The sequence below is a fragment of the Paenibacillus sp. HJGM_3 genome (genome assembly GCF_045062745.1).
GTDB lineage: Bacteria > Bacillota > Bacilli > Paenibacillales > NBRC-103111 > Paenibacillus_AA.
Genome location: NZ_JBJGED010000005.1, coordinates 96399 through 109108 on the forward strand (window position 1 = coordinate 96399; position 12710 = coordinate 109108).

The 12710-nt window shown below is 53.5% G+C and carries 11 protein-coding genes and 1 pseudogene; 11 read left to right on the top strand and 1 reads right to left on the bottom strand.

Annotated features, from left to right (window positions below; translation table 11 throughout):
• Window positions 1-28 precede the first annotated feature (28 nt).
• Window positions 29-1591 carry a stage V sporulation protein B gene (gene spoVB, locus ACI5FR_RS07470; protein WP_405452457.1) on the bottom strand — a complete coding sequence of 521 codons (1563 nt, stop codon included), beginning with the start codon at window positions 1589-1591 and terminating at the stop codon, window positions 29-31.
• A 276-nt stretch (window positions 1592-1867) separates the two neighbouring features.
• On the opposite strand from spoVB, the gene ACI5FR_RS07475 reads away from it, so the two are divergent.
• From ACI5FR_RS07475 to ACI5FR_RS07525, 11 genes and pseudogenes are all read left to right on the top strand, one after another.
• A complete protein-coding gene (locus ACI5FR_RS07475) occupies window positions 1868-2563 on the top strand; it encodes a hypothetical protein (protein ID WP_405452460.1) in 696 nt (231 codons plus the stop codon).
• A 76-nt stretch (window positions 2564-2639) separates the two neighbouring features.
• The gene (locus tag ACI5FR_RS07480; RefSeq protein WP_405452463.1) at window positions 2640-2777 is read left to right on the top strand and encodes a hypothetical protein; all 138 of its coding nucleotides are present in this window, start codon (window positions 2640-2642) and stop codon (window positions 2775-2777) included.
• A gap of 110 nt (window positions 2778-2887) precedes the next feature.
• Entirely contained in the window at window positions 2888-3316 is a 429-nt protein-coding gene (locus ACI5FR_RS07485) for a GlcG/HbpS family heme-binding protein (protein ID WP_405452956.1), read from the top strand.
• A gap of 145 nt (window positions 3317-3461) precedes the next feature.
• A complete protein-coding gene (locus ACI5FR_RS07490; protein WP_405452466.1) occupies window positions 3462-4358 on the top strand; it encodes a DMT family transporter in 897 nt (298 codons plus the stop codon).
• A 144-nt stretch (window positions 4359-4502) separates the two neighbouring features.
• Window positions 4503-5111, top strand: a complete 609-nt coding sequence (locus tag ACI5FR_RS07495) for a GNAT family N-acetyltransferase (protein WP_405452469.1) — start codon at window positions 4503-4505, stop codon at window positions 5109-5111.
• A complete protein-coding gene (locus tag ACI5FR_RS07500) occupies window positions 5108-6022 on the top strand; it encodes an aminoglycoside phosphotransferase family protein (RefSeq protein WP_405452471.1) in 915 nt (304 codons plus the stop codon). The genes ACI5FR_RS07495 and ACI5FR_RS07500 overlap by 4 nt, the downstream gene beginning before the upstream one ends.
• 232 nt (window positions 6023-6254) lie before the next feature.
• Entirely contained in the window at window positions 6255-6785 is a 531-nt protein-coding gene (locus ACI5FR_RS07505; RefSeq protein WP_405452474.1) for a hypothetical protein, read from the top strand.
• Between the two features lie 326 nt (window positions 6786-7111).
• A pseudogene (locus ACI5FR_RS07510) lies at window positions 7112-8218 on the top strand (glycosyltransferase WbsX family protein); the annotation flags it as partial.
• Between the two features lie 107 nt (window positions 8219-8325).
• Window positions 8326-8721: a phosphotransferase gene (locus ACI5FR_RS07515; RefSeq protein ID WP_405452959.1), complete on the top strand. Its 396-nt coding sequence runs from the start codon at window positions 8326-8328 to the stop codon at window positions 8719-8721.
• Window positions 8722-8778: 57 nt separating this feature from the next.
• Window positions 8779-10425 (top strand): stalk domain-containing protein, encoded by a 1647-nt coding sequence (locus tag ACI5FR_RS07520; RefSeq protein WP_405452477.1) that lies wholly within the window; start codon window positions 8779-8781, stop codon window positions 10423-10425.
• Window positions 10426-10587: 162 nt separating this feature from the next.
• Entirely contained in the window at window positions 10588-12573 is a 1986-nt protein-coding gene (locus ACI5FR_RS07525; RefSeq protein WP_405452481.1) for an MGH1-like glycoside hydrolase domain-containing protein, read from the top strand.
• Window positions 12574-12710: the final 137 nt, after the last annotated feature.

The window sequence follows — 12710 nt, forward strand, 5'->3', positions numbered from 1 at the left end:
ACTAGAAGTCGCGAAACTCGCGGCTTTTTTACTTCCGTAAAGTAACGATGCCTCCCGTTCCCCCGATTCGCGGGAATTTACGGCTGTTGATCGAATTCGTCAGCACCAGCGACGCTCCGAATACGACTAACGCGGTCCCGATCGAGATCAGCAAGCTCCAGAGCGGCTGCATGCCGATCTGCTGCACATACTTGTACATGTACTGTCCGGCGAATGCCATCGCCGTCATGCAGAGCGCCACCTTCAAGAACCTTCTGAGATCAAAATAAAATCCGATCAGTCCCGAGATGGAAAAGAAGTTGAGAAACGTGATGAAGCAAATCCCGAAGTTAATGCCGAGCACGACTCCGGTAATGCCGAACTGGCTGCCAAGGAAATAAATCGCCGCCGCCTTCATGATCGTCGTCGCTATATAGTTCCACATGGTCGTGCCGGCTCTGCCAAGCCCCAGCAGGACGGCGTGAAGGGGCGCTTCGAAGTAATGCAGGAAGTAGATCGGGGCTAGCAGCCTGAGCAGCGGTCCTGCCTCCGGCGCATTGTAGATCAGCGTCGTCAGAGGCGTCGCCCAGATGTACAAAATGACGGTGGCCGGGGCTCCGACGAACAGCGCGATCCGCATCGCCTGATCCATCCGACGGTGTACATCCATGCTGTTACGGTTCGCCATCGCTTCGCTGACAGCCGGGATGAGCGCGGTCGATAACGAATGCGTGATGAAGCTCGGGAACACCAGCAGGGGGAAGGCGTACCCCATAAGCAACCCGTATTGCTTGGTCGCCATGGCGGTGCCGAATCCGAACAGGGCGAGGCTCTTCGTAACCAGCATCGGCTGGAATGCGCTGTAGATCGAATGGACGAAGCCGAGACCGGTGGTCGGCAAGCCCATCCGCATCAGCTCGGCAAACGTACGCTTGCCGTTCCGCAAATGCTCGGAAGCCTTCTGACGCAATCCGTCGTTCTTCCGATTCCACCTGTAGCTGGTCAACAAATAGAGGAGCCCGACCGCTTCGCTTGCGACTGCACCGGCCATTGCGCCCGCGGCCGCATATTCGATCCCGTACGGAAGCAACAGATGCACGAGGGCGAGCATGCACGCAATGTGGGCGATGTGCTCGAAGACGTCGGACAACGCGATCGACTTCATATGCTGCTTGCCGCGGAAATAGCCTTTCAACACCGCGGAGATAGCGACGATCGGCGCGATCGGCGTAATGGCCAGCATCGCATAGTAGGCTCTTTCATCGGTCAGGAACAGCGCCGCAATATACTTCGAGCATAGCAAGGCAATCAAGGTCAAGATGACGCTTAATGTCCCCGTAATGGCGAGGGAAACGGCGAGAATCCGCTTCTCCTTGAGCTTGTCGCCCTGGACGTCCGCTTCGGCGACCATCTTCGAGATGGCGACCGGCAGACCCAATTCGGTTAAAGTGATGACAAGCGGCACGAGCGGGTGGGCCATCATCAGCAGTCCGATGCCTTCCGCACCCAAGGAACGGGCGAGGAAGATGCCGCTGAGGAAGCCGAGAATTCTCGTGATCAAGGACGATGCCGTGAGAATAAACGTCCCCCGCACAAAGGATTGTTTTTGCATGATACGCCTCTTTTGCTTGGAATCCACATCTTCTCCTATATATATTCGGATAAGCCCGATACATGTCCGACAACTCCGAGCTTAAGAGAAAATGATCCATATGCAAGAAAGAGGGTTCAGCTGAAACTAAAGAAAGGTAAATGTAAAAGTAGTGCCTTTCTTACTGCTATCGACAGTGAGCCGGGCTTCGCCCGGCTAGCCGGCGGGATACCCGTCCAATCCTGTCTATGACAGCCGCATATGATGTGGGGAGTAAAGGAGGAGGAGGAGGAGAGGATGTTTCGTCGATCACATGAAAATGTCGAGCCGGTCAAGAAAAAGAAAAGAAATAAAAGCCTTCAGTCTCAGTCGCTCGTGTTCAAAAAAGTAACCATATTCGAAGGCGATCAAGTCACACGAAACGTACGGAATGCGAAAAAAAGGAAGGAAGCCGCGAAGGTTGGTCCTCCCGGACCGCAAGGCCCTCCGGGACCAGCCGGTCCGCAAGGACCAACCGGCGCGCAGGGACCTGCCGGCATTCAAGGGGAAACCGGTCCTCGAGGTCCTTCGGGGATCGTAGCTTCATTCGTCAACCAACAACTCGTTAACAATACGTTTCCGAACACGTCTGCACGCAATGAAAGCTTCGATCTCGCAGTAACCGTAGGGGAGAACGAAATCGTTAAGCTGGAAGGTTATGTATCCGGCGGGGGAGGGAACAGTATGGCAGGAGTAACCGAAGCCTCCGTTCGATTCGTCTTGCTTAGGGATTCGTCGGGGCTTAATGTAGTTTCGCAGGATTTTATGCGAACCTCAACGACGTTCTTCACTTTCAACGGAACGCCTTCCGTCAGTTTTATCGACAATCCAGGTCCGGGCACTTTCACTTACACGCTAGCACTGGAACAATTCGTCAATCCGATGCAAGCGAACAATTTTATCTCCCTCGATTTTGTCTCCATATCGGCATTAGTGTTCCGCCCTCAACCCTAAAGTACAAAAGCCTGAACCTATTGTGCGAGAGGTTCAGGCTTTTGTTTACATAACTAAATATATGGAAACTTCCGACTTGCTGACGGCGGCTTCTTCAGTTCCGCGTTTTTGCACCGCTGTTCATCTGAAGCAGTACGTGGAATCGATGGAGTTCGAATTCAGCCCGCTCGTCCCGGGGATCTATCAAGCGGAGATTGAAGTAAGCATGCCGTAACTATCTTAGTGGAAAAAACTAAGTGGGGGAATCGTTCCCAATTTGGGTGATGACCCATACAATATGGAAGCATCGAAACCCAAGGAGTGAATGAGTTGCTTACATTGGAAATGGCCAAACAATTGCTCGCCGTCGCGGAACAGAAAGCCCGGCAGATGGGACTCGCCTGCGATATCGCGATCGTCGACGCCGGGGCGAACTTGGTTGCCTTCCACCGGATGGACCATGCCCGGATCGCCGGGATCGAAATCGCCAAGGGGAAGGCGTGGACAAGTGTAGCCATGCAGATGCCGACTGCTAACTTGGCCCAGTCGGCGCTTCCAGGCGGTCCCACTTACGGGATCAACACGACGAACCAAGGGAGGCTCACCGTCTTGGGCGGCGGTATTCCGCTCGTCCGCGACGGCATGATCGTCGGCGGCATCGGCGTGAGCGGAGGTACCAGCGCGCAAGACATCGAAGTGGCCACTGCCGCCGTTCAAGCGTTCGCCGCGGCTCACACGCACCACTCGACAGGTGCGTCACGAACGATCCGGTAATCGCATTGTCGGAATCGAATAGCGATACCTATAGAGGCCCGCCTAACCGGCGGCTTCTTTTTTTCTAGTCTGCGGCGGGGGAGGATGGTATGATCGAAGAATGAACTAGATTCTTATCCGGCATATAGAGTTGGGGTGCACCTTCGTGGGATATGTCTTGCTATTGCTTGCTACGCTCTCCTGGAGTTTCGTCGGGATATTGGTCAAAGCCGCCTCGACGATGGTGGACAGCACGACGATTACGTTTGCTCGGTTCTCCATCGGCGTCGTGTTCCTGGGGCTCTTTCTCCTCATGAAACGCAGGGGGTTACCGCTTCAGTTCCGCATGAAATGGATTTGGTTGGGGGCCATTGGGAAGGCCGTGAATTACTTTTTTGAAAACCTGGGGCTGTCCATCGGGTACTCCTATGGGTATATCCTGGTAACGCCGGTCTCAACCGTCGCTCTGCTGCTAGCCTCCGTCTTCCTGTTTAAGGAGAGGATCACGGCCCGCGGCAAGATCGCTTCGGCGATGTGCGTGATCGGGGTGTTTATCATCAGCTGGAACGGGAAGCCGTTCGAGCAGCTTTTTGGTGGGAACTCCATTACGACCTTGCTATTCATTATTGCCGGCATCGGGGCTACCTTCCATGTACTGAGCCAAAAAATGCTGATAAAGGCTATGGATCCTGGAACGATGAACTACTCCGTCTTCTTCTGGGCTTCCCTCGTGATGCTTCTGCCGCTTCCCTGGCAGTTCGAGTTTCAGGGAACCGTTAGTTTCACGGCAATCGGAGCTTTGATCTTGCTGGGGCTCATTACGGGAACCAGCTTTTATTGGTTCTCGCAAGGGTTGGCCCGGGTGCCGTTCTCCGTTGCGGTTATCGTGAGCAATACGTCGGTGTTGTTCGCGATTTTGTGGAGCTTCCTGTTCTACCGGGATCCGATTACTTGGTATATCCTAGGCGGCGCGCTGTTGTTCTCGGCCGGACTCGTCGTGCTGAACCTCCCGGTGAAGCCGGTGCAACGGAAAGAGAAGCCGGTGAAGGCTTTGGAAGGGTGAAGTTGTTGGGCAATGGGGCTGCCGGTGTAATCGGCGGCCTGTTTTCGTTCTTGGTCGGATAATTCCGTTACACCCAAAGTCGGCACGATCAGCAAAGGATCCTTGTGCTATTCTACGAATGGATTGGAATTCGAAGCAGAGGCGGTGGAAGACCTGACGAGCGAAAAACGGGTTAAACCTCTATTTTTGGTAGTTCCGAAAAAGGGTTTAGAATCTTTGTCTAAAATTCCGCAACTGAATGAGGAGTATCTTTTGAGAACCTATGAACCAGGAGATGAGACAGTACTAGCAAAGCTGTTAGCATCCGAAGGTTGGGGATATGATGACGTGCAGATTAGCGGTTTTTTAGACCATGTTCTGCCGGAGGGTTTATTTTTCGTAGTACATAAACCCACGGGAACCGTTGTGAGTACGGCATCGGCGCTGCATCACCCGGCTTCACCTCATTGGCATTTTCGATTCGGCGGAGCGATCGGGTATGTGATTACCTTACCGGAGCATCGGGGGAAAGGGATTGGATACACGGTTTCGGCTGCCGCTGCCAGGCGTCTCATTCGAGCAGGATATACTAACATTCGTGTAGGGACGAATGACAACCGTCTGGCCGCTCTTAGAATATACCTTAAGCTTGGCTTTGTACCGTTCCTATACTCGGAGGACAGCGAATCGCGTTGGAGTGCTGTGTGCGAAAAGCTTAGTTGGCCCTTCACACCATACACTTGGATTAGACCCGGCGAGGAGGCGTTCCCATGAACGAGACGAACGAATGGGCGATCGACATATCCCTAGTGAAAAGGTTGATTGCCTCTCAATTCCCGCAATGGGCGCACCATCCCCTCCGGCCGCTCGCTTCCTCCGGGACTGACAACGCCATCTATCGGCTCGGAGCGGATATGGCCGTGCGGCTACCCCGAGTCGAGTGGGCGACAGGGCAGGTGGAGAAGGAGCACGTGTGGCTGCCGAAGCTCGCCCCGCTGCTGCCGCTGGCGATCCCAACCCCTCTGGCAATGGGGTATCCGGCCGAGGGTTACCCTTGGCACTGGTCGGTGTACCGGTGGCTGGAAGGCGAGAACGCCATTGTTGGGCGAATCGACAATCCGCGCCAAGCGGCGACCGCACTGGCTCAATTCGTAGCCGCCCTGCAGCGGATCGATGCCGCTGGGGGGCCGCCTCCAGGAACGCATAACTCGGGCCGGGGGGTCCCCCTGGCGATGCGCGACGCGCCGGCCCGGAACGCAATCGCAACCTTGAGCGATTGGGTCGATCCCGATAAGGCAACGGCTGTATGGGAAGAAGCCCTGCAAGCCCCCGTGTGGCACGATGCTCCCGTCTGGCTACACGGGGACCTGCATCCGGGCAACTTGCTGGTCGTACAAGGCCGGGTAAACGCGGTCATAGACTTCGGGACGCTCGGCATTGGCGATCCGGCGTGCGATTTGATGGTGGCGTGGACTATGCTATCCGCCGACAGCCGCGATTTATTCCGAGCCTCCCTTTCGGTCGACGACGCCACATGGACCCGTGGTCGTGGTTGGGCTCTCTCTTTTGGTCTAATCGCGCTTGCCTACTATATGGATACGAACCCCGTCCTCGCCTCGATTGCACGACGCACTCTAGAGGAAGTGCTCGCGGACGGGCAGGAGACTGGCCAAGATCCGAACTAAGCTGCCAAAGGCTATAGTCGTAAACTTGGGTGAGCGCGGGCGGAAAGATGACGTTCTTGTCTGGGAGGCCTGCACAACGATCAATTGCAGACTATTACGCTATTCTACGAGTGCGATTGAAATAGAAGAGGGAATCGAATCTATAAAAATTGTACGATTGATCTATTCCCGCCTTAATAAAATTACATATTTTAATATGGTAGAATATTTTATGAAGAGAGGGTTGATTAAGTTGCCTGAATTCGGTGATGTTCGCATAACAGGAAATTTAACAGTGGATATTGATGCACGAATTAATGGAAATAGCACGTTTCAAGGGAATACTCTAGTTAATGGAAATAGCACGTTTCAAGGGAATACTCTAGTTAGTGGAAATAGCACGTTTCAAGGGGATACATTAATTAATGGAAATAGCACGTTTCAAGGGGATACTCAAACTAATGGAAATACGACGACGCAAGGCCATGCTCAAGTGCTCAAGACTATAAGAGTTGGAGAAAATCTGATTGTGAACGGGAACGGCGCCTTTAGCGGAGGAATAAGCACCACGTCAGACTTTAATGCGGGCAACCGATTAATGGCAACTAAACAGCCAGCGACGAACCCTAATGATTTTATCGTTCAAGAAGTGAGATTCTACGAAATTCCCATTCCAGGGCAGCCAGGATTGGTTTTGAAAGGTACCGACGGACAAAATTATTTGATATTCATCGATAATTCCGGCGGTGTTGGAAATCCAAACATTGGGATTCAAAAAGCATAAGTTTTGTTGATCGTCATCCAGGCGTAATCGTCGGGATGACGTTTTTATTATTGCCTATAGGTCAATCGCAGCGAGTGACAACTAATAAAATAAGGCATTAAACCAAACCAAGCGTGAAAAAGGGACATATTGTAGACTAATGTTTTTTAAAAAGATTGGACCATTAAAGGATCAAGGAGTGGGAAGGTATGGGTGTGGTATTAGGCTTCCTGAAGGACCGCACTAAAATAAACAGCAAATTAAAGAACAACCGGCAGCCATCGACGAGGCCTCAAGAGCGCACAATAAGACTGCTAAGACCGGCCGACATGCCAACAAATGCGCCGATGAAACCGCTGCAAGCAGAGCCGAAAATCATCGCATTTTATCTTCCTCAATTTCACCGGATTCCCAAGAACGATCTTTGGTGGGGCGAAGGGTTTACGGAATGGACGAATACGCGTAAAGCAAAACCGCTCTTCCCTGGACATTATCAACCAAGGGAACCTCAAGGAGACAACTATTATGATTTGACCAACCCGGAAACAAAGCGTTGGCAAGCCGAATTGGCCCGAGAACACGGCATTTACGGGTTCTGCTATTATCATTACTGGTTTAATGGAGAGCTGCTGCTGGAAACGCCGCTGCAGCAATTACTCGAATCCGGTGAACCGGATTTCCCGTTTTGTATATCTTGGGCGAATGAGCCGTGGACCCGGGGCTGGGACGGAGCGGAGTATGAAGTGCTCATGCCTCAAGAGTATGGTAACGAGGACGACTGGAAGCTGCACTTCGAATACTTATTGAGGGCCTTTAAAGATCCGCGCTACATCCGGGTGGACAACAAACCGCTGTTCGCCATTTACCGCCCGGCCAGTATCGAGCATTGTGAGGCTATGATGAACTATTGGCAGCAGTTGGCCAAAGAGAACGGCTTGGAAGGGATTTATTTTGTCGAGACATTGAACGGATTTGATCACAAGCCTATCCGCGGCTTTCGAGCCAGCGTGCAGTTTGAGCCCTTATATACGACTTCGCACGATATTCCGAAGAGAGTCCTCTCCAAGTTCGATATAAGGGCGCGCTCAAAAGACAACAAGATGCGCAAATTGAATTTGTACAGCTATGACCGTATATGGGAACGCATATTAGCCCGGAAAATCCCCGACTCGAGTAAGCCGACGTATTTGGGAGCTTTTGTAGACTGGGATAATTCCCCGAGAAGGGGAGATAATGCTTCTTTTATTTACTGCGGGGCCACGCCGGATAAGTTTGGAGACTATCTTAAGAGACAGATCAGAAGGGCTAAACGGTCGGGAAGCGAATTTGTGTTTATCAATGCGTGGAACGAGTGGGCGGAAGGAACCTACTTGGAACCGGATAAAAAGTATGGACTTCAATATTTAGAAGCGGTAAAAAATGCTTTGAGGGAAGGATTAAAAACAACGCATAAGCGTTCGATCCCATTGAAAAAAAGAAAACCAAAACTGAAGCAATGGAAAAAAAAGGCTTCCGGTTCCGCCAAGAAGAAAAGTGGCACAAAAGTCAGAAAAAAACTTAACTGAGCACCGCCTGGGAAGCAGCCTGCAAGCCCCGTGTGGCATGTGCTCCCGTCTGGTTACACGGAGACCTGCCCTCGGTGAACTTGCTGGTCGAACAAGGCTGGCTAAGTGCGGTTATAGATTGCGGGACACTCAGCGTAGGCGATCCGGCGTGCGATTTGATGGAGGCGTGGACAATGCTGTCCGCCGACACCCGCGAATTATTCCGGGCCTCCATTCGGGTCGACGAGAGCCACATGGGCTCGACGCCGCGGTTTCGCTGTCCTTCGGTCTATTCGCACGCGCCTACTACCTGGAGACGAATCCCGTTCCCGCCTCGCGCTTGGTTTACGCTGGAAGAAATGAAAAACGATAAGCAGGTATCAGAGGTACTTAAGAGTCTGGCAGGAAAATAATGCAATTCTATCGAATTATCCTAACGTATGGAAAAAATAGCGGGAGGATGGTTTGACATGCGGAAAAACTTGAGGGTTTTAAGTATCACAGCAACGATTTGCGGCTTGCTAACGATGGCTTCAACCGCTTGGGGGGCCGATGTCGTCAAATCGGACATGAAGGTGAATGTGAATGGAAAACCGTCGGATTTGGCCTCCGTTTCTCAGCTAGTGGACAGCAGCTTGTACGCGCCTTATGAAAGCGTCGCCAAGTCGCTGAATGTAGAAGCGAAGTGGGATGCCGGGACACGAACGATGATTTTGAAAAAAGACGTGAATGTCATGGAACTCGCCGCGGATGCCGCCGAAGTGAAGCTGAACGGCGTCAAGGTAACCACGGCTACACCGCTGCAGGTCCTAAGCGGCAAACCCTTTTTACCGGTTCGACTGGTCAGCGAAGTGTTCGGCAATACGATCGGGTACGAGGACAAATCGCGAACCGTAAGCGTGTCGATCCCGGACAAGCCCGGCTTCCGACTATTCGGGATCGGCGACCGGCAGGCGCTCGCGGGCAGCGAATTGAGCGTTACCGCCATTACATACAATCACCTTCTGAAAGATTTCGCTCAGAATAAAGATCCGAAGGCAGGGGAAGGTCACGTTCATTTGTGGCTGGATACGGAAACCACTCCGCAAGCGGCGGTCAAATCGTTTAAAGGCGAATCGGTCGTGTTCAAAGATATACCCCCGGGCGAGCATACGCTGACCGTGCAGCTGGTCGGCAACGACCATAAGCCGATTCAGCCCGAAGTGAAGCAGGTGGTCAAGTTCCAATCGGCGAAGGTGTCCATCCTGGCCGATTTGGATCCCGAGAAAGCGACCGGCATGCGTATAGAAGGAGTGACCGGGGACGCGAAAGGCCAATTATACACGGTAGACTCCGATTCCCGGAAACTATTCCGCATCTCCTCCCAGAATGGGAAGGTGGAAGAACTGACCGTACTATCCAGAGCAGCGACGGGGATGGTGTTCGACAAAGCCGGCAATCTGTATATGGCGAGCGGATCGGGGACGGATGGCGGAGCGATCTTGCGGGTGCTGGCCAAGGATTTGGAAGGCGGATCGTTTGACGCGAGTGTCGTGGAAACGTTTGTGACCGGCGTGACCGGGGCGAACGGCATGACCTTTGACGAGAAAGGCAATTTGTATGTAAGCGGCGGCGCGAACGGAAACGTCTACATTGTCTCTCCCGAGGGATCGCTCATCAACACTTGGGGCAGCGGCTTGGTGGCGGAGCGTACGGACCAGCGGATCACCGTTAACGGTCTGGCGTTCGGCCAAGATAGGAAGCTATATATCGCGAATACGAGCTCGGGCGAGATCAGCCGGGTGGCGCTGAATGCCGACGGATCCTTCGGGAAGCCGGAGCTGTTCGTGCGGGATGCGCTGCTGTACGGTGCGGATGGCATTGCATTCGGCACGGACGGCACTCTGTATGTGTGCGCGAACGAGCGCAACGCGATCGTGAAGGTAACCCCGGACGGCAAGGTGATGGAGGTCGCTTCCAATGGAAATGCCGGCCTGCTGGAGTTCCCGGCCAGTGTTCATGTGATTGGGGACACGCTGTATATAAGCAATTTCGATGTCCAGCGGGGAGTGAACAACCCGAACACGCCGGGTATCGGCGCTTCGATCGCGCAAGTGGTGCTCAAGGAGAAGAAGTAACGGCATAGAACGGTCGAGCCTTTGGCTTGGCCGTTTTTCTATTCTCGTTAAATATGGACACCTTATCGACATGTATATGACCTGTTCCCGCGTTGACCATAAAACGCTTCCATGCTACATTAGCGCTGATAATTCCATACTGGCAACGGGAGAGGGTGCGAAATGAGCATTTGGAAAAGCTTGATCGCGGAGTTCGACGCGTCGCTGCCGAGGAGAACCGCGGTCCTATTGAAGGAAAACGAGACGACGACCGCCTATTACTATCCGATGGATTTTGGCAAAATCGGCTATCACCTGGACACCCGAATCACGACTTCTTACGAGGAAAAGCCGACATTCAGCTTTTACTTGGATGACTATGTCCGCGGCGATTTCGTTAACAATCCGGTGTTGGCGTTGAACGCTTTTTTTACGAAACAAATGCGAACCGCCCCTAACTGGCTCCGCCGCGACATCGGGTTCCCTAACGTCGGGCTGGACTTGGAGGAAACTGCGGCCGTTCCATCGGACCAAGGGGTGGTGTGGAGCCTGAACTTCAAGCAGCGCAACCTGCACAAAATCGCCGATCACCGATTTCATCTTGTTGTGACTGGACAAAGTGAGCTTCGGTTGGAAACGTCCGTCCCGCCTGAGCGTCCCGAGCTGAAGGTGCTGCGTCTCACGTCTGAACAGGGAGAATCGCTCGCGATCGCCGTACCGGCGGAAGCTGAGACCGGACTATTCGGCAGTGTGGTGGAGTACCGGGAAGTGATTGCGGGCGAAGCGATTCCTAGCGGTACGATTACCGGCCGTTACCTGGTTATCGGCTTTCGCATCCGTTTCGAAAAGGTGCTGAGCTCGAAGAACTGGAAGCAGCAACGGTTCTCGGTCGCCCTCAGCTCACTTGGCCCGACTGAAGCCGTTGAATCGTACGGAGATGATTACGAGGAGCGGACCGAGTCGCTCTGGAATGGCTTCTTCGACCGGATCCCGAAGCTCGGCTCGGACCGCGAGGATGCCGAGCGGATGTACTATAAGTGTTGGACGGTGATCAAACAGAACTACTACCGCCATCCGGAATGGGGGTTTATGGTTCTCGAAGCGCTGCCGGTGTACAAAGGCGCCTGGATGTGGGGGACGAGTGCGATCGTCTCGAATTCGATCCTCGATCCCGATCACCCTGCCGAATATGCCCGGAACTCGATCAACCTGTTCACCCAGAACATTAGGGAGGACGGGTACCTGACTCACGCCATCTACATCGATGAGAAGGAGCCGGGCGAACGCTGGGGGAGAGGCGAAGGCGTTATCCAGACGCCGCATTTGCCATGGGTGGCTTACTCCTACTACGAGAAGACGAAGGACGTAGAACAGCTTAAGATTTGGTACCCTCTATTCAAACGATTTTACGACTATATCGGCCGGACCCGCGACGAAGGGTTAGACCGCCTGCACCTCTGGGCGGCCAAAACGAGCTTTGACATTGGGCTCGATGTGTCTCCTCAGTTTACGGATATTACGTACTACGGGGAATCTCATGCGTACTCGGCCGTGTTCGCCGCAGAGCGTGTCCGTTACGAGCGGACGATGGGCGATATCGCCGACCTGCTCGGCCATCTGGAAGATGCGGTTGAGTGGAGGAACGCGGCCCAAGTGACCCTGGAAGCGGCGAACCGCAATCTATGGGATGAGGAAGCCGGCTGGTACGGCGCGCGCCGCGCCAATGGAACTCTCGATACGCGAGTTTCGGTAGACGGTCTTGCCTTCTTGGCGTACGGCCTCGTCGATCCGGAACGAGCCCAAGCGATGAAGCCGGGCGTCGAGAAGCTTATTGCGACTTACGGCGTACGCACCTTCGCCCCTGACGAGCCCGGCTATGAGCCGGACGTCTACTGGCGGGGGCCGTCCTGGCCGAAGTCGTGCGCCTGGGGCGCGCAGGCGGTGTGCCGGTATTATCCCGACCTGCGGGAGAGGACGCTGGATGCGCTCATCCGGTTCGCCTTCCGCTGGCCGAACATCTGGGAGTGCATGAACGGGGACAACGGCGAGATCGCTCGGGGCGACATTGGCGTGAAGGCTACGCCAGGAGTATCATCCAACGTGGGAGCCGGTGAGCTCATTACCGCCCTTCGAGCTTTTGGGAGGAAGAATTCCGGTGAGTTGGGTTGAAATTGTAAAATGGGCATGATATGATACACATAATTTCACGATTGGAGTTGAAAAGGCTGATGTAATATTTTCTTGCGCATTATAAATCAATAAAGCATCGCGATCGATTTTCGCCTGTTTTATTATTTATGAGCAAG